The sequence below is a fragment of the uncultured Bradyrhizobium sp. genome (assembly GCF_936943645.1).
GTDB lineage: Bacteria > Pseudomonadota > Alphaproteobacteria > Rhizobiales > Xanthobacteraceae > Bradyrhizobium.
In genome coordinates this window covers 25,594-43,335 of sequence record NZ_CAKZJO010000044.1, presented here as the reverse complement: position 1 = coordinate 43,335, position 17,742 = coordinate 25,594, and the positions used below count along the sequence as shown (strand labels likewise).

Genomic DNA, 17,742 nt, shown 5'->3' with positions numbered 1-17,742 from the left:
TTGCTGCCGCTTGAGCGCGGGCAGTCAATCGCGGGGAGGTGCCCAAGTCAATCAGGCGGGCGCGCGGAAGCTCATCAGGCTGCGGGTCTTGTAGTCGTAGAATTTGCCAGTCTCGGTCCAGTCCGGCGCGCACATCGGCACGATGAATTCCGCGACCTGCTCGGCGGTGTCGAGCGTCGCCGGGTCTTCGCCCGGCATCAGCGTGGCGCGCATGCGGGTGCGGACCGGGCCGGGGTTGAACAAATTGACGCGGAGCTTCGTGTTCGCGGTCTCCTGCGCCCAGGCGCGTGCCAGCGTCTCCAGCGCGGCCTTGGAGGCCGCGTAGGGGCTGACATAGGCGGTCGCCTTGTTGGCGGCGCCCGAGGTGACGAACACGGCGCGGCCGGCATCGGACTGCTTGAGCAGCGGCTCCATGCAGCGGATCAGCTGGAAGTTCGCGGAGACGTTGACGGCCATCACGTCGGTGAAGGTCTTCAGCTCGATATGGCCGATCGGCGAGGAGGGGCCGAGGACGCCGGCATTGCCGACGAGGATGTCGAGCTTGCCGTAGCGCTCGTGCAGGCCGGCGCCGAGGCGGGCGATGCCGTCGGAATCGGTGAGGTTGAGCGGCACCAGGGTCGCGCCACTGCCGCCGGCCTTCCGGATCTCGTCGTCGAGTTCTTCCAGCCCGCCCTGCGTGCGCGCGGTGGCCACGATGTGCGCGCCGGCCCTGGCAAGGGCGATGGCAGTGGCGTAGCCGATGCCGCGGGAGGCGCCGGTGACGAGAGCGATGCGGTCAGCGAGGGGTTTGGTCATCGTCGAATACTTCCGTCATGCCCGGGCGTAGCCGTCTGAAGGACGGCGTCGCTTCCGCTCGCCTACGTCCCGGGCATCCACGTTCTTTGCGGCGGGTATTACAGACGTAGATGGCCGGGACAAGCCCGGCCATGACGAAAAAGCAGCCTCTGATGAGCTTCCGAGGACGATCCCCGGTCAGCTCGCCTCCGCCAGCAAAGAGAGCTGCCGCGGCTGCTGCTCGGTCTGGGTCTGGTCGGTGAGGTGGGTCGGATAGGCGCCGGTAAAGCAGTGATCCGAGAATTTCGGATTGGCGGGGTCGCGACCGGGCTCGCCCATGGCGCGGTACATGCCGTCGATCGACAGGAAGGCGAGCGAGTCGGCGCCGATGATTTCGCGCATCTCCTCCAGCGAATGAGTCGCCGCCAGCAGGCCGCCGCGATCGGGCAGGTCGATGCCGTAATAGTCAGGATAGAGGATCGGCGGCGAGGCGAGGCGGAAGTGCACTTCCTTGGCGCCGGCATCGCGCATCATGCGCACGATCTTCTTCGAGGTGGTGCCGCGCACCAGGGAGTCGTCGATCAGGATGATGCGCTTGCCTTCGATCGCGGCGCGGTTGGCAGAGTGCTTCATGCGCACGCCGGATTCGCGGATCGCCTGCGTCGGTTGGATGAAGGTGCGGCCGACATAATGATTGCGGATGATGCCGAGCTCGAACGGCACGCCGGAATGCTGGCTGTAGCCGACTGCGGCAGGCACGCCGGAATCCGGCACCGGCACCACGACGTCGATCGGCACGTGGCTCTCGCGCGCGAGCTGGGCGCCGAAGGCTTTGCGGACCTCGTAGACCGAGCGGCCGTGCACGACGGAATCGGGGCGGGCGAAATAGATGTATTCGAAGATGCAGGGGCGCGGCGCCATCGGCGGGAACGGCTTGTGGATGTCCTGGCCGTGCTCGTCGAACACGATGACTTCACCGGGCTCGATGTCGCGGATGAAGCGCGCGCCGATGATGTCGAGCGCGCAGGTCTCCGACGTCAGGATCGGGCAGCCATCGAGCTCGCCGAGCACGAGGGGACGGATGCCGCGCGGATCGCGCGCGCCGACCAGCTTCTTGTTGGTCAGCGAGACAAGCGCGTAGGCGCCCTCGATCTCGCGCAGCGCGTCGATATAGCGCTCGATGAAACGGCTGCGCCTGGAGCGCGCGACCAGGTGCAGGATCACCTCGGTGTCGGTGGTCGACTGCATCATCGCGCCGTTCTTCACGAGCTCGCGGCGCAGTGTCAGGCCGTTGGTGAGGTTGCCGTTGTGCGCGACCGCGAGGCCGCCGGCATTGAGCTCGGCGAACAGCGGCTGCACGTTGCGCAGGATGGTGGCGCCGGTGGTGGAATAGCGGACATGGCCGACGGCCATATTGCCGGGCAGGCGATCGATCACCTCGCGGCGGGAGAAGGTGTCGCCGACGAGGCCGAGGCGGCGTTCACTGTGAAAACGGCTGCCGTCGTAGGAGACGATGCCGGCGGCTTCCTGGCCGCGGTGTTGAAGGGCGTGCAGACCGAGCGCGGTGATGGCGGCGGCATCAGGGTGTCCGTAGATGCCGAAGACGCCGCATTCCTCGCGCAGCGTATCCCCCTCCAGATCGTCCTGAACCTCTAGCGCGGCCGGACCCGGGCCGGCGTTTGGATCGAGATCAAGTTGGGCGTCCTGGTCAGGGTGTCGCATCTCGTCCGCGCCTCTCTTTAAGGGCAATCAACGCGCCGCAGGTTTCTCGATCAGTTTCTTCAAACTGTCACGAGCAGGTTTACTGTATCCGTCGCCACTGCCCGAAGGCTGCTGCTCGGAATCAGCTTGATCATCATCTGGTTTGTTTTTCTTGAATCTCTTCAAGATGGTGTTCTCGGGGTCGTCAGGCAAGAGGGCCATCAGCCAATCCCCGGTTCCCTGCAGCACCACGCGGGATTTCGCCCCCGTGACCCAGTCCGGGCGCTGCTTGTCCGGCACCAGCCAGGTGAAGAACAGGAACGCGACGACGACGATCAAAAGCCCGCGAGCCAGGCCAAACAGGAAACCCAGCGTACGGTCCAGCGCGCCGATGCGCGAATCCAGGATCATGTCCGAGATCCGGACCGTGATGACGGAAACCACGACCAGGGTGCCGACGAACACGCCCGCGACCACGACGACGCTCGCCACCGTGTCGTTGTTGAAATAGGTCTTGGCGGTCGGCAGCAGTTTCGAGAAGGAGTACAGCGTCACGATCGCCGCCGCGCCCCAGGCCGCGATCGAGAGGATTTCGCGCATGAAGCCGCGGACCATGGCGAGCAGGCCCGAGATCAGCATCACACCGAGCAGGATCAGGTCGAGGATGGTTACTGGCATCGGCTGGTCTGGTCCGCTCGTACGTCGAAGGTGCTCTAGCGAATCGGTGCTTGGCCGCTGCCCTAAAAGAGGGGCAGACGGCGTTCCCGGCAAGGCCGCAACCACGCAATCCCATGCTGCTTTTGTGACGGCTGTATAGCGGCGGGGGCCTCCGGCGTCACCTCCGCCTAGCCCTCTCCACGGCGGAATCTTGCCGGTGTGGCATTTTTCTCGGCCGGCGCGTTCGATTCGCCCCGGCGGGAGCCGCGGGCGGCGATCTCGGCGACCAGGGTGGTCAGGCTGTTCACCGCGTTCAGCGACAATCCGGCGTCGCCGCCGGTCTCGCCCCGGGCCGATTCGGGCAGCATGGCGCGCTGGAAGCCGAGTTTTGCCGCTTCCTTCAGCCGGGCCGGGGTCTGCGCCACCGGCCGTACCACGCCGGACAGCGAGATTTCGCCGAAATAGACCGCATCGGTCGGCAATTGCGCATTAACCAAGGACGACACCAGGGCTGCCGCGGCGGCGAGGTCGGCCGCCGGCTCGTGGATGCGCAGGCCGCCGGCGACGTTCAGGTAGACGTCGTGGCCGGACAGCTTGACCCCGCAATGAGCCTCCAGCACCGCCAGCACCATCGACAGCCGGCTCGGGTCCCAGCCGACCACCGCGCGCCGCGGTGTGCCGAGCGAGGTCGGCGCCACCAGCGCCTGCAATTCGACCAGAACGGGCCGGGTGCCCTCGATACCCGCAAAGACTGCGGTGCCGGGCGTGCCGAGATCGCGCTCGGACAGGAACAGCTCGGAAGGATTGGTGACCTCGCGCAGGCCAAGGCCCGTCATCTCGAACACGCCGATCTCGTCGGTCGGGCCGAAGCGGTTCTTTACCGCGCGCAGGATACGGAATTGCTGCGAGCCTTCGCCCTCGAAGGACATCACGGCATCGACCATGTGCTCGACCACGCGGGGGCCCGCGATCTGGCCGTCCTTCGTGACGTGGCCGACCAGGATGATGGCTGCGCCCGTCTTCTTGGCAAAACGAATGAGGGCCTGCGCCGAGGCGCGCACCTGCGTGACCGTTCCGGGAGCGGATTCCACGGTGTCGGTCCACATGGTCTGGATCGAGTCGATCACGATGAGGCGCGGGACGGCGCCTTCCGACAGCGTCGAGACGATGTCTTCGACCGAGGTTTCGGCCGCAAGCTGCACCGGGGCATCCGACAGGCCGAGCCGCTCGGCGCGCAGCCGTACCTGCGCGATAGCCTCTTCGCCGGAGATGTAGACGATGCGGTGCCCGGCGCGCGCCATCAGGCTGGTCGCCTGAGTCAGCAGCGTGGACTTACCGATGCCGGGATCGCCGCCGACCAGCAGCACCGAGCCGCGGACGAAACCACCGCCGGTGACGCGGTCGAGCTCGGTCATGCCTGAGGACAGCCGCGGCGCATCCGGGCTCTTGCCGGCGAGGCTCTCCAGCGCGAACGTCCGGCCCTTGCGCTTGGACCGGATCGAGACCGGCACGCTGCCGCTGGTGTCTTCCTCGGCGAGCGTATTCCACTCGCCGCAGGACTCGCACTTGCCCTGCCAGCGGTTATAGGCCGCGCCGCAGTTCTGGCAGACGAAGGAAAGCGTGTTCTTGGCCATGGGACGGATGAGTCGCGGTTTCAGCTTGCTGATAGCACGGAATGACGGGGTGATCGCCGCCGCCTCGAATACCTCAATTCGGCGCGGCAGATATACCTTTCATTAGCTCTATGCCGCTGTGGCCGGGTGGATTTTGCGAAGTGTTAGCGGACGCGGGTCCAACCTTGGAACCATCAGGGGCGGCGAAGAAAAATGACAAAATTCCTGCGAATATTGCTCGCTGCGGGCGCGGCCTGCGGCGTTTTCGCGCCCGCCGGCCCGAGCCTTGCCGATCCCCTTGCCAATCCTCCTGCAAAGCCCCTCGACATCGTCTTCGTCAATCCCGGCAAGACCGGCGAGGTCTATTGGGACATGGTCGCGCAGACCATGCAGGCCGCCGGCCGCCAGCTCGACGCCCATGTCGAGGTGCTGACCAGCGAACGCAATTACCGCACCATGCAGGAGCTCGGCTTCGGCGTGGTGGCGCGCCGCGACAAGCCCGATTTCCTGATTCTGTCGAACGAGGAATCCGCCGCCGTTCCGATCCTGGAGGCGGCCGAGGCTGCCGGCGTCAAGACGCTGCTGCTCTCGAACACGCTGATCGGCGAAGATGCGGCGCGTCTCGGACCGCCCAGGCAAAAGCTCAAGACCTGGCTCGGCGACATCACGACCGATCTTCAGACCGCGGGCGCGCGGATGGCCAATGCGCTGATCACGGCGGCGCGTGCGGAGAAATGGCAGAGCGCGGACGGCAAGATCCATCTTCTCGGCATCGGCGGCGACGAGATCACGCCCGCCTCGATCGCGCGCAACGCCGGCCTGAAGCTGGCGGTGGACGCCGCGCCCGACGTCGTGGTGGACCGGCTGCTGTTCGCCAACTGGACGCAATCGGAGGCCGAGAAGGTCACCGCGAATTATCTGGGCTGGGCCTCGCGCAAGCAGATCCGCCCCGCCGGCATCTGGGCCGGAAACGATCCGATGGCGCTCGGCGCGCTACGCGCGGTGGTCGCCGCCGGCCTCACGCCCGGCCGCGACATCCAATTGGTCGGCCTCAACTGGTCGGAAGACGCGCTGCGCGAGATCAGGGCAGGCCGTCTGCTGCTGACCGACGGCGGGCATTTCCTGCTCGGCGGCTGGTCGATCGTCCTGCTGCGCGATTATGCCGATGGCTGCGATTTCGCGGCGGCCTCGCCCCACGTCGAGGTCAAGACGTCGGCGATCACACGGCAGAATCTCGGCTCGGTCGGCGATCTCATCAAGACACGTGCGTTCGACCGGATCGACTTTGCGCGATTCAGGGCGAAGGCCGGCCGCTGCGGCCACTATGATTTTTCCCTCGACGCGCTGATTTCGTCCCTGCCGGTTCCCGAAGGCGCTGCCGACTGATGCGCAAGGATGAGGCGATGACCGACCCTGAAAGCAACGAGCCGGCGATACCGCCGCGCTTGCGCCCGGTCGTGCGCGCCATGATATGGGCGACCGTGCCCGTTCTGCTGCTGGTGCAATTGCTCGCCTCGGCCGGTGTCGAGGCTTCGAGCTTCTGGTCGCAGATCAGGCAGCTCGACGCCCGCATGGCCCGCGTCGCCGAGAGCCGGGCCGAGCTGATTGCCGAGCCGCTCTGGAAGATGCGCTACGACCAGGTCACGGGCGTGCTCAACGAGATCATGCACGACGAGACCATCGCGGCGGCGGCCGTCTATGACGACACGGGCGCCGCGATCGCCCGCGTGGTGGCGCGCTCGGAGAGCCCGTCCATCGCCGAGGTCTCGCGTCCGATCCATTACAGCAACGGCAACATCTCCGTTCAGGCCGGCCGCATCGCCATCGCCTATTCCCATGCGGCGCTTTACGCGGACGCGGGCAGCCGGCTGGTGCTGCTGCTGGTCGTCGGCTTGCTTGCGACATTCGCGACCCTGATCGCCATGCGGATCTCCGCCAACGTCTTCATCGGCAGGCCGCTCGCGGTGATGATGTCGGCGATCCAGCGCAGCAAGCAGGATGGCCGGGCCTATCCGGCGGACGTCACGTCCTCGAACGAGTTCGGCCAGCTCGCGCGCGCCTTCAACGCCATGCAGCACACGACGTCGGGCGCGCTCGACCGGCTTGGACACATGGCCGCGCATGATCCGCTCACCGGGCTGCCCAACCGTCGCTCTTTGACCGAGCGTCTCGCCGTGGCGAGCCGCGACGGGGGCAGGCCGGACGCGCTGGTCGCGTTCTGCTTCATCGATCTCGACGACTTCAAGGGCATCAACGACACGTTCGGTCACGAGGCCGGCGATGCGTTCCTGGTCCAGATTTCCCAGCGACTTCGGACCTCCGTGGAAGCGGAGGATTGGGTGGCTCGGCTTGGCGGTGACGAATTCGTCGTCATCCGCCCCGAGGTCAGCAACGAAACCTCGGCGCACGCCTTTGCGCAGCAGGTGCTCACAGCCATTTCCGAGCCGATCCGGCTCCACGACAAGCAGGTCGTGCCGCGTGCCAGCATCGGCCTTGCCGTGCGCCGCGCCGACGATCCGGAGCTGTCGCATCTGCCGACGCTCGCCGACATCGCGCTCTATCATGCCAAGAGCAAGGCGCCCGGCACGGTCGCCGTGCTGGACGAGGCGCTGCAGCGCGACTACCGCCGCCGCAGGGATCTCGAGCTCGCCATTCCCGCGGGCTTTGCCGAAGGACAGTTCGAGGTCTGGTACCAGAGCCAGGTCGATCTCGAAAACCACGAGGTCGTCGGCCTGGAAGCGCTGATCCGCTGGCGCCATCCCGACCACGGCGTGATCGGCCCGGCCGAATTCCTGCCGCTGATCGAGCGCAGCGGCAATAATGCCCGGCTGACCCGCTACGTGCTGACCGACGCCTGCTGGGCGCTGCAACGCCTGGCGGCTGCCGGCAGGCCGCAGATCAGGATCGCGATCAATCTGCCGCCGTCCGAGCTCGCCGACCATTCGCTCGCCGCCGAGCTGCGCGCGACCTGCGCGCGCTTCGACGTTTCGGCCTCGCTGCTCGAGCTCGAGATCACCGAGGGCTCGCTGATCAACAACATCGCCAGCGCCTCCGCGACGCTGCAACGGCTGCGCCGCCTGGGCGCCACGATCGCGCTCGACGATTTCGGCACCGGCTATAGCTCGCTCGCGCATCTCAGGCGCTTCCCGCTCGACAAGGTCAAGATCGACAAAGCGTTCATCAGGGAGATCCCGGGCAGTGCGGAGGACAAGGCCATCGTCGGCGTGATCGCATCGCTGGCCGGAACGCTCGGACTCACGCTGGTCGCCGAGGGCATCGAGCGCGCCGAACAGGCCAAGGCCATGCGCGAGATGGGCGTGAGGTTCGGGCAGGGCTATTTCTACCAGCGGCCGCAGCCGCTCGATGCCGTGCTGCAATGGCTCGCGAAGCGGCCGGTGGCCGAGAGCCGTGTCCTCGCCGATAGCCCGCCGATCGCACCCGAGTTCGCCTGAGCGCGGCGGCTTAGGGCTGCGTCGCGTTCCACAGCATCGAGAGCCCGGCGGCAATCATGATCGCGTCCATCAGCAGGCGGAACATGTCCGGCTTCAGGTGCAGCACGAAGCGTTTTGCAATGAAGGCGCCCGACATCAGCGAGGCGCCCGCGATCAGTCCTTTCATGAAGACCTCGCCGGTCAATGCGCCGAAACGTTCGAACGTGACGGACTTCGCGAAATAGAGGCCGAGCGAGCTTGCGGCCTCCGTGGCGAGGAAGGCGCCTCTGGAGAGGCCGTAGAACAGGAACAGCGGCACGCTGAGCGGGCCGGTCGAGACCACGATGCCGGTGAGATAGCCGATCACCGCGCCGCCGATGGCCAGATGCCAAAGGTTGGCCTTGAGGTCGTGCCGCGCCAGCCAATGCCGCACGGGCACCATCGCGATCAGGAAGATGCCGATGGCGAGATCGACGGCATGCGAGGGCAGCGCCAGCAGCGTGCGCGCGCCCAGCACCGCCGCCGGAATCCCCGTGACCGAATAGGCCGCGCAGGCTCGCCAGTCGACCTCGCGCCACCAGGCCAGGATGCGCGAGAAATTCGCCATCACGGACGCCACCGCCATGATCGGCACCGCTTCCTTCGGCCCATAGGCATAGACCAGCACCGGCATCAGCATGATCGACGAGCCGGTGCCGACGATGCCCGAGATGGTGCCGGCGACGAGGCCGACGGCGAGGACGAAGAGGAAGGCCAAGGATACGCTCCGGGAATCGGAGCAGTCTAGCCGGAGGAGGGGGCACGCGTGAATGGCGGTGTTCTTGTTCTGCCGTGTCCCTGACGCGCTGCGGCGCAAAGCCGGGACCCAGCAAGCCGCGGCGCTCGCTGCAATATGGGCCCCGGCTCTGCAGCGCACCGTCGAAGGGACGCTGCGCTGCGTCCGGGGCACGAGACCGGGGCTTTCGCGCGCATCTGCTTCCACATCGTCATTGCGAGCGCAGCGAAGCAATCCAGAATCCCGCCGCGGAAAGAGTCCGGATTGCTTCGCTACGCCCGCAGTGACGGAAGCAGAGCTGCCGTGTGCCGTCAGCCTTGCTCGTCCATGACGCGCAGTTTCTCGACCCGGCGGCGGAAGTCTTCGTCGGTGGAGAATTCGGCGGAGAGATATGAGGAGACGAGATCGACGGCGAGCCAGGCGCCGACGATCTGCGCGCCGATGCACATGACGTTGACGTCGTCATGCTCGACGCATTGATGGGCCGAATGGACGTCGTGACAGACCGCGGCGCGGATCCCCTTCATCTTGTTGGCCGCGATCGAGGCGCCGACGCCGGTGCCGCAGACCATGATGCCGCGCGCCGCTTCGCCAGACGTCACTTTCTGGGCCACAGCCCGGGCGATGTCGGGAAAGTCCACCGGCTTGTCGTCATAGGAGCCGACGTCGACGACGTCGTGGCCGAGCTTGCGGATGTGGTCGATGACGGTCTGCTTGAGCGGCCAGCCGGCGTGGTCGGATCCGATGACGAGACGCATGTAATGTCCTTCTTGATCTTGCATTGACCGTGACAGCCGCTGCACGGCTGCCACGGCTTGTTGGTTCAGCTACGCATCTCGGGCGGCAGCTCGACGCCGTGGAACTTCTTGTAGATCGCGTTGAGCTTGCCGTTCTTGACGTTCTCGTTGATCCAGGCGTTCAGCTTGTCCATCAGGCGCGGCTCTTCCTTCTTCAGGCCGATGGCGAGGTCGAAGGTCGCCAGCGGAATCCTGGACTCGAACACGCGCGAGGGGTTCTTCACGCCGATCTGGTTGATGATCGTCGCGGACGAGGCGACACAGTCGACCTGACCCGAGACGGCCGCGGTCACCATGGTGGCGTCGTCGTCGTAACGCGCGATCTTGAGGTCCTTGTCCTTCATGTTGGACAAGGTGGTGTCCTGCGTGGTGCCCCGGGAGACGCCGATCGACTTGTCCTTCAGGTCGGGCCAGTCCTTGACGGTCGAGGATTTCAGGCAGCCGACATCGGATTGCAGCGTCGCATAGCGCTTGGTGAAGTCGATCACCTTGGCCCGGTCCGGCGTCACTGACAGGGTCGAGATGATGATGTCGGCCTTGCCGGTCAGGACGTTCGGGATGCGCGTCGCGCCGGTGGTCTGGATGAATTCGAGCTCAAGCCCCCAGTCCTTGGCGAGCAGCTGGGCCACCTCGACGTCGGAGCCGGTCGGCTTCATGCTTGAGTCCATCATGCCCGAGGGCGGGATGGCAAGGTCGGTCGAGATGCGGATCTTCTTCGCCTTCATGATGTCGTCGAGCAGGTCGGCCGACGCGGGCGTTGCCGCCATCATGATGAGGCCGCACAACGCGGCGGCAGCGCCCAGCAGAGTCTTCTTGGTCATCCTTGGTTCTCCTCTCCCTGTTATGATTTTAGGTTTCCCGTGCCCACGAATTGCGTGAGCTCGGGGGTCGTCGGCGACGTCAGGATCGAGGCGGGTCCGGTCTCGTGGACCTTGCCGCGATGCATGAAGACGATCCGGTCGGCGATGCCTTTGGCAAAGCCCATCTCGTGCGTGACCATCACCATGGTCATGCCGTCTGCCGCCAATTGCTCGATCACCCTGAGCACCTCTGCGGTGAGCTCGGGGTCGAGCGCGGAGGTGACCTCGTCGAACAACATCACCTTCGGCTGCATCGCCAGCGAACGGGCAATCGCAGCGCGCTGCTGCTGGCCGCCCGAGAGCTGCTCGGGATAGGCGTGCAGCTTCTCCTCGAGCCCGACCTGCGCCAGCACTTTTCGGGCGAGATCCTTTGCCTGGGCTGTCGCCACGCCCTTCACCGCGCAGGGCGCGAGCGTGATGTTCTGCTCGATGGTCAGATGCGGAAACAAATTGTAACTCTGGAACACGATGCCGACGTCCTGGCGCAGCGCGCGCAAGTTCACGTCGGGACGGTCGACGCGATGGCCGCACACGACGATCTCGCCGCCGTCGACTTTCTCGAAACGGTCGATGCAGCGCAGCGCCGTGCTCTTGCCGGAGCCGGAGCGGCCGATCAGGGCCAGCACCTCGCCGCGCTGAACGGCAAAGGAGACGCCGTCGAGCACAAGGAGCGGGCCAAAACTCTTCTTCACGTCGCGGAGCGACACGATTGGTTCGGAGGGTGAGGGGTTCTGCTGCATGTCAAGCTGGCGCGAGGGTGGACCTGCCACGCCCCATCCGCTGCTCCAGTTTTTGGCTGAACAAGGAGAGGGGATAGCACATGGCGAAATAGGTGACGGCGATGATGGCGTAGATGGCGAACGGCTCGAACAGCGAGTTGTTGACGATCTGGCCCGAGCGCATCAGCTCGACGAAGCCGACGACGGAGGCGAGCGAGGTGTTCTTGATGATCTGCACCATGAAGCCGACGGTGGGCGGCGTCGCGATGCGGATCGCCTGCGGCAGGATCACCTTCGTCATGCGCTGGGTCCGGCTCAGCGCGAGGCCCTCGGCGGCTTCCCATTGCGGCTTCGGCACCGACTGGATGCAGCCGCGCCAGATCTCGCCGAGATAGGCGGCGACATAGAGGGTCAGCGAGGCGCCGGCGGCAGCGAGCGGCGAGACCTTGAGGCCGATGGCGGCGAGGCCGAAATAGCCGAGGAACAGGATGACGAGCAGCGGCGTGCCCTGGATGAGCTGGACATAGACGGCGCTGGCGATCCGCACCGATTTCAGCGGCGAGATCCGGGCCAGCGCGATCACGAAACCGACGATGCCGCCGCCGATCAGCGCGATCACCGACAGGCCGACCGTCCACAGCGCGCCCTGGCCGAGGAACATCAGATGATTGATGTTGAGATGTCCGCCCATGCTCATCTCACAGCGGCGTGCCGAGCCGGCGCCGGCGCGGGAACAGCACGAGGCCGAGGCCCCAGAAGCCGGCGCGCATCACCAGCGACAGGATGACGTAGAGCACGGCGACGATGATGTAGGTCTCGAACGCGCGATAGGTGTCCGACTGGATGTAGTTGGCGACGGCGGTGAGCTCCTCGGCGGAGATCTGCGAGCAGACCGAGGAGGCCAGCATCAACAGCACGAACTGGCTGGTGAGCGCCGGATAGACCTTCTCGATCGCCGGCAGCAGGATGATGTGCCAGTAGATCTGCAGGCGCGATAGCGCGAGGCCCTCGGCGGCCTCGATCTGTCCGCGCGGGATCGCCTCGAAGCCGGCGCGCATGATCTCGGCAGTGTAGGCGCCGACATTGATCGTCAGCGCCGCCACGGCCACGGTGAAGGCGGAGAACTTCAGCCCCAGGCTGGCAAGGCCGAAATAGACCAGGAAGATCTGCACCAGCAGCGGGGTGTTGCGGATGGTCTCGACATAGGCTTTGCAGGCGCCCGCGATCAGCGCGTTGTGCGTGCCGCGCCCGACCGCCGCGAGCGTGCCGAGCAGGGCGCCGAGCACCGTCGCGAAGGCGGCCAGTTCCAGCGTGAGGACGGCGCCGGCGAGAAAGCTCGGCCAACGCTCCAGCACTGCGGGAAAGTCGAGTTGAAGGCTCATCGCCGTTGCTTCAGCCGGTGGTCTGATTGGTCATGCGGTCGTAGACGCGGAACAGCGCCTGATTGCCATTGCTGCCTTCGCCGTGAGCGCGGGCATCGACATATTGGCTGGTGACGAGCGCGGTCCCGGGCAGGGGTACGCTCAGCGCCTGCGCATGCTCCTGCACCAGGCGGAGATCCTTGAGCTGCAGATCGATCCGGAAACCGGCGGAGGCGTCGCCCGCGATCATCGCGGGCCCGAGCTTGTCCAGCATCCAGGAAGCGGCGGAGCCGCCGAGCAGCACCCGGCGCAGCAAATTGAGATCGATGCCCGAGGCCCGTCCGAGCGCCAGCGCCTCGCAGATGGCCTGGATGTTGATGCCGCAGATCAGCTGGTTGCAGAGCTTGACCGTCTGCCCGGCACCGGCGGCGCCGACATGGGTGATGGTCGTGCCCATCGCGCGGAAGAACGGCTCGGCTTTGGCAAAGGCGTCGGCATCGCCGCCGGCCATGATCGAGAGGGCGGCGTTCTTGGCACCCACCGGACCGCCGGAGACCGGTGCATCGATGAAGCTGACTCCAATCTCTTGCAGATCGGCATGGATGCGGCGGACCGCGACCGGCGAGATCGTGCTCATGTCGACGATGAGCTTGCCGGGTGGAGGGGACTTCAGCAGACCCTGCTCGCCGTAGATGGTCGCCTCGACATGGGGCGTGTCGGGCAGCATGGTGATGACGATGTCGGTGCCTTCAGCGGCGTCGGCGGGGGTTCTGGCGCGCGTGGCGCCTTCCGCGAGGCTATCGGCGAGTGCGGTCTCGTCGAGATCGAACACGCGAACCGCATGGCCGGCCACCAGGAGATTGCGTACCATCTCGCGGCCCATCGTGCCGACGCCGATGAAGCCGACATTGCCCTTGTCGTTCCGTCCCATGTCATCAGTCCGTTTCTTGGTTGATTGGCCTCTTGGCTGACCGCGTTGCCGCGATCACCCTGAGGCGCTGCTCTTGTCGATGTCGCCGACGACGGCGCGCCTGCGATATTCGTCGCCGATGGCAAAATGCTTGCGCAGCGTCGCATCCGCGCGCTCCGGGTCGCGCGCGATGACGGCTTCGAAGATGCGGCGGTGGTCGTCGATCAGATAGGTCTTCATCGACGGGAAGGCCTGCACCAGTTCGCGGCGGCTGCGGTGCGAATGCGTCAACAGGCCCGCCATCGAAGAGTGCAGCACCGTCAGCGTCTCCGAATGCGAGGCGACGACGATAGCGCGATGGAAGTCGAAATCGGCCATGCCGCCGGCATCGGCCTCGTCGATCGTCTCGCCGATCTTCGCGAGCGCGCGCTGCAGGCGCTCGAAATCGGCGATGTTGGCGCGCTCGCAGGCGAGGCGGATGGCCTGGCATTCGATCGCAACGCGCGCCTGCATGACGTCGTCGAGCATGTCGGCCTGCTGGGCCAGCGCGAAGGTGAAGAAGTCGTTCAGCACCGAGACGTCCGGCCGCGTCACGACGGTGCCGATGCGGTCGCGGATCTCGACGATGCCGAGCACGGTGAGGGCGCGCAGCGCCTCGCGGACGATCGGCCGGCTGACGCCGAGCAGGCTTGCCAGCTCGCGCTCGGAGATCAGGCGGTCGCCGGGCTTGAGCGAACCCGCAAGCAGGCGCTCGCGCAGGAAGGCGAACACCTTCTCGAAGCCTTTTTCGCCCTCGGCGGTCCGCTTGAGTTCCATCCCATGCTCTTTGGTCTGATCTTGGTCAGACCAGTATGCTAACCAGAATGATCGCGTCAAGGGCCTTGGTTAACGGCCGATGTTGCGGGGGCGCCCAATCCAACCGGTTTCCCGGCCTGATCCTTAGAATTTGACGCGTATTGATCGGAGCATTCGCTCAAAGAATTTGAGGCTCGCGATGCCCGACCGCCATTCATTCTCCGCTCTCGACCGCCACGCGGTGCTCAGCGGGTCCGACAACGGCTTTCCCTGGGTTGCCGGCACAATGCTGGCGCTGGAGGCGAGCGAGGTGGTGCGGCTGCGCTGCGAGAAGCTCAGCCATGGCGACGAAGCGGCCGGGCGGGAAGCCGTGCTGATGGTCAGCGAAAAGATCGCCGCAGCGTTCGAGGTAACCGTGAGCCTGCTTGCCGGGGCGACACCCGCGGCGATCGTCCAGCGCTATCGCGAGCACGTCGCCGCCAATGCCAAGCGGCTGTCGCCGCACGAGGCGCCCTGACCTCAGCAAGATCTGAGTCGAAGGCCGAACCGGGTGGACCCGGCGCCACGAACCGGCGGCCGATGCCACGGACCATTGTCGGCCTGGGCGGAGGCCTTGGACGCGTGGTCAGCGTCCGCCACGCTCTCGGCCGAGCCATCCTTGTGGGCTGCCCAATTGTTCGAGCCGCCGTCGAGGCATAGACTGTTGGCGAAAGAGGCATGCTTCTTTCGAGGGGCGAGGCAGTCAACCCGATGGCATCACCATGGATGACAGTCAGAGCTTGCATGACGACCTTGCGCGCGAATTGCTGCGAAGGGCAGATATTTCTCCAGAAGTCTCCGTGTCCGAACTGACGCTTCGTCTGCTGGGCGCGAGCCTGGCCGGTCTCCCCCGCAAGCGGTCGTATCGGACAGTGCTGTCCTCGACCACTTTCGCTCTCGCGGCGTGGCGCTACCTCGAGACTGAACAGAATGACGACACGCACGAGACACGTGCGTTACGCGGTGTGTTTGAGCGCCACGCCTTCGATAGGAAGATATTTGACGTCCTCGCAGACGAGTTTTTCAGTGAGGTTGGTCCGTTAGAGACGGACATTACATCCGCAGGTCTGATCCGTTTCGGTGAGACCACATCCGTAATCATAGCGAATTGGAAACCCGATACACCGCTGTCCGCGGATCTGCTCTTGGATCGGTTGTTCACCGAGGAGCACTCAGGTTTGTTCGCGAGGGTGGAGCTGGCCCGCTCAAGCCGTGGTGCTGCGCGTGGCGATACCGATCCTCCCACGCCCGACGCTGTGCCGACCCCCAGATCCATGCGACCAGGCCGGCACGTCCGCATGGTTCGCAAGGCGGACGCCAGAGAGCTCGTCCTCGACGTCCACCACTATGCAAAAGCTCTGGCGACCATCTTGCGAGCCTCTGATGGTGAGTTCAGCTTTGCGCTTTTCGGCAAATGGGGCAGCGGCAAGACGACGCTGCTGTCGGTGCTCCGACCTCTCCTTGAAGATCCCGCTGCATTTCGGGAGGGGGTCTCTGTTCCACCGGACGAGAGCTACGCCAGCCTGAAATACAGCGTCGTCGTGCACAATGCCTGGAAGTACAGGCAGCCGCCGGAGTCTTGGATCTTCCTGTACAGAAGCCTGGTATCGGCGGTTTCTTCGTCAACTGGACTGATCGAGCGATTGGCTTTGGCCCTGCGGGCGTCGACCATCAGGCGCGGCCATGGCCCTATGCTTCTTTCCCTGGTGCTCTTGGCTATTGGCGCAGCACCGTTGCAAGCGAAAATCGAGCTCGGGCTGCAGGTGCTATCTCTGTTGGGAGGGGCGTCGATCTACGTCCTGATGGTTGTTTGGAGCGCTCCCAAGAAGGTCAATGAACTCTTCCGCAGGAATATGCGTCTGGTCGGGTCTACGGACAATTTGGGCATGCTTGCGCTCATCGGCGATGACACGCGTGCGCTGCTTCGCGCCTGGACGAGGGACGACCAAGCCTGGAAAGGCGTGCTCCTGCCGGCGCTCGCCGCGATCGCGGTGTCGGCCATCTGGGCAACGGGCCTGCTGCTCGATCAGTCCGCAACCTTCACCGGCGCGGACGTCGCCCATTGGAGCGTCTGGCTAGTCTGGACGCTCTTTGCCTGTGTTCTGCTCGCCGGCCCGCCGTTTGTGGGGACGAGGCGGCCCGACCGGGTGTTGCTCGTCGTCGACGATCTGGATCGGTGCAGGCCGACGGAAATGCTGGCGGTTATCGAGAACGTCCGTCTCCTGCTCGATGACGACGAGATCAATGCCAGGCTTCAGGTTCTCATGCTCGTCGACGAAGGTGTCCTCAACCATGCAATCGCCCTTCGATACAGGACGATGATCGCCGAACGGTCTGCGTCCGATGAATACAAGGGGCATCCCGACGCGAAGCGCCTAGCTGCTGCCGAAATCGTGTCCGAGCAGGTCGAGAAGCTGTTCGCGTGCCATCTGCGTCTATCTCGATTGGCGGAGCATGATGTGATCGTGCTCGTACAGCGGTTGGCCGGGCTGGAGAACGAAGAATTGAGGCGTAAGGCGGAACGATTGGCCCGGTTGGAGCGGGTTAATCAGCGACGCCGCGTGGCAAGGCAGATCTTGATGGCTCAGTTAGAACTGAACACTGCGCAAGCCGCTTACGATCGCGTCGCAAACGGATCAGCCTTGGTACGCGAAGCGACTCAGATGGCGCCGGCGAACACTCGCTCGTCTGACGGCGCGCCGAACTCCTCAAGTGTCTCTCCGGATATTTCCGACAAGGCCAGAGAGTTTGCCGATCGCGTCGTAAGAGGCGGCAATCTTGCGCAACATCCCGAAGTCGTCGAGGCTGTCGAGAAGGCGAAGGCGCGCCACGACGAGCTCAGGAGCATCGAAGCGTCGATTCCTCCAGATGAAGCACCGGCGCCCCGCGTCATCGCCGATGCGCCATTTGAGGCCAGTGACGTCAGGTTCTCCGACGAGGAGATCGTTCTCCTGAGCAGCTTCGTTCCCAGATACTTTCGGGAGCAGCACCGGCGCGCAAGTCCCAGGTCTATCAAGGCGTTTCTCTTCAAGGTGCAGCTGGCGCGGTTACTCCTGCAACTGCGGCATCCGGATATATCGGCGGAAAAGTCGCATATCGAGGAATTGCTCCGGGTGTTCCTTCGCGAAGCGGGAGGTGATGACGTTGGTGAGGGGCCCTATGCGTTGATCGTCAGGCAAGTCATTTGACGGGGCCGCCCCGGCCTCGGCCGTGGGCACGCCGTGGCACCAATGGACCTACCCGTAAGCCATTGAATCGACAGGGGTCGGCTACTGTGCATGGGGTTGTTTTCACGTTTCTTGTCCATGCC

Annotated in this window: 16 protein-coding genes; 4 read left to right on the top strand and 12 right to left on the bottom strand. The window is 65.2% G+C overall.

Going from position 1 to position 17,742, the window contains the following annotated elements:
- Positions 1-51: 51 nt before the first annotated feature.
- The 4 genes from Q0743_RS06600 to radA form a co-directional block, all read right to left on the bottom strand.
- Complete coding sequence (locus Q0743_RS06600) at positions 52-795, bottom strand: SDR family NAD(P)-dependent oxidoreductase (RefSeq protein WP_298240765.1); 744 nt, start codon at positions 793-795, stop codon at positions 52-54.
- 177 nt (positions 796-972) lie between these two features.
- A complete protein-coding gene (purF, locus tag Q0743_RS06595; protein ID WP_298240764.1) occupies positions 973-2,496 on the bottom strand; it encodes an amidophosphoribosyltransferase in 1,524 nt (507 codons plus the stop codon).
- Positions 2,497-2,523: 27 nt separating this feature from the next.
- Positions 2,524-3,153 carry a CvpA family protein gene (locus Q0743_RS06590; RefSeq protein WP_097665957.1) on the bottom strand — a complete coding sequence of 210 codons (630 nt, stop codon included), beginning with the start codon at positions 3,151-3,153 and terminating at the stop codon, positions 2,524-2,526.
- A gap of 167 nt (positions 3,154-3,320) precedes the next feature.
- On the bottom strand, positions 3,321-4,766 hold the full coding sequence (gene radA, locus Q0743_RS06585; protein WP_298240763.1) for a DNA repair protein RadA: 1,446 nt from the start codon (positions 4,764-4,766) through the stop codon (positions 3,321-3,323).
- A 192-nt stretch (positions 4,767-4,958) separates the two neighbouring features.
- Between radA and Q0743_RS06580 the strand changes: the two genes are divergently transcribed.
- Complete coding sequence (locus Q0743_RS06580) at positions 4,959-6,131, top strand: ABC transporter substrate-binding protein (protein ID WP_298240762.1); 1,173 nt, start codon at positions 4,959-4,961, stop codon at positions 6,129-6,131.
- A 17-nt stretch (positions 6,132-6,148) separates the two neighbouring features.
- Positions 6,149-8,197 (top strand): EAL domain-containing protein, encoded by a 2,049-nt coding sequence (locus Q0743_RS06575; RefSeq protein WP_298240761.1) that lies wholly within the window; start codon positions 6,149-6,151, stop codon positions 8,195-8,197.
- A gap of 10 nt (positions 8,198-8,207) precedes the next feature.
- Here Q0743_RS06575 and Q0743_RS06570 read toward each other — a convergent pair whose 3' ends face one another.
- The 8 genes from Q0743_RS06570 to Q0743_RS06535 form a co-directional block, all read right to left on the bottom strand.
- Positions 8,208-8,933: a sulfite exporter TauE/SafE family protein gene (locus Q0743_RS06570; RefSeq protein WP_298240760.1), complete on the bottom strand. Its 726-nt coding sequence runs from the start codon at positions 8,931-8,933 to the stop codon at positions 8,208-8,210.
- A gap of 329 nt (positions 8,934-9,262) precedes the next feature.
- A complete protein-coding gene (rpiB, locus tag Q0743_RS06565) occupies positions 9,263-9,709 on the bottom strand; it encodes a ribose 5-phosphate isomerase B (protein WP_298240759.1) in 447 nt (148 codons plus the stop codon).
- A gap of 65 nt (positions 9,710-9,774) precedes the next feature.
- Positions 9,775-10,569 carry a transporter substrate-binding domain-containing protein gene (locus tag Q0743_RS06560; protein ID WP_298240758.1) on the bottom strand — a complete coding sequence of 265 codons (795 nt, stop codon included), beginning with the start codon at positions 10,567-10,569 and terminating at the stop codon, positions 9,775-9,777.
- Between the two features lie 20 nt (positions 10,570-10,589).
- Positions 10,590-11,348, bottom strand: a complete 759-nt coding sequence (locus Q0743_RS06555; protein ID WP_298240757.1) for an amino acid ABC transporter ATP-binding protein — start codon at positions 11,346-11,348, stop codon at positions 10,590-10,592.
- 1 nt (position 11,349) lies between these two features.
- Positions 11,350-12,018 carry an amino acid ABC transporter permease gene (locus Q0743_RS06550; RefSeq protein ID WP_298240756.1) on the bottom strand — a complete coding sequence of 223 codons (669 nt, stop codon included), beginning with the start codon at positions 12,016-12,018 and terminating at the stop codon, positions 11,350-11,352.
- 7 nt (positions 12,019-12,025) lie between these two features.
- On the bottom strand, positions 12,026-12,709 hold the full coding sequence (locus Q0743_RS06545) for an amino acid ABC transporter permease (protein WP_298240755.1): 684 nt from the start codon (positions 12,707-12,709) through the stop codon (positions 12,026-12,028).
- Positions 12,710-12,719: 10 nt separating this feature from the next.
- Complete coding sequence (locus Q0743_RS06540) at positions 12,720-13,619, bottom strand: NAD(P)-dependent oxidoreductase (RefSeq protein WP_298240754.1); 900 nt, start codon at positions 13,617-13,619, stop codon at positions 12,720-12,722.
- Between the two features lie 54 nt (positions 13,620-13,673).
- Positions 13,674-14,414: a FadR/GntR family transcriptional regulator gene (locus tag Q0743_RS06535; RefSeq protein WP_298240753.1), complete on the bottom strand. Its 741-nt coding sequence runs from the start codon at positions 14,412-14,414 to the stop codon at positions 13,674-13,676.
- 178 nt (positions 14,415-14,592) lie between these two features.
- Here Q0743_RS06535 and Q0743_RS06530 point away from each other — a divergent pair, with 178 nt between their 5' ends.
- Both Q0743_RS06530 and Q0743_RS06525 read left to right on the top strand, forming a co-directional pair.
- Positions 14,593-14,910 (top strand): hypothetical protein, encoded by a 318-nt coding sequence (locus Q0743_RS06530; protein ID WP_298240752.1) that lies wholly within the window; start codon positions 14,593-14,595, stop codon positions 14,908-14,910.
- A gap of 244 nt (positions 14,911-15,154) precedes the next feature.
- Positions 15,155-17,620: a P-loop NTPase fold protein gene (locus tag Q0743_RS06525; protein ID WP_298240751.1), complete on the top strand. Its 2,466-nt coding sequence runs from the start codon at positions 15,155-15,157 to the stop codon at positions 17,618-17,620.
- Positions 17,621-17,742: the final 122 nt, after the last annotated feature.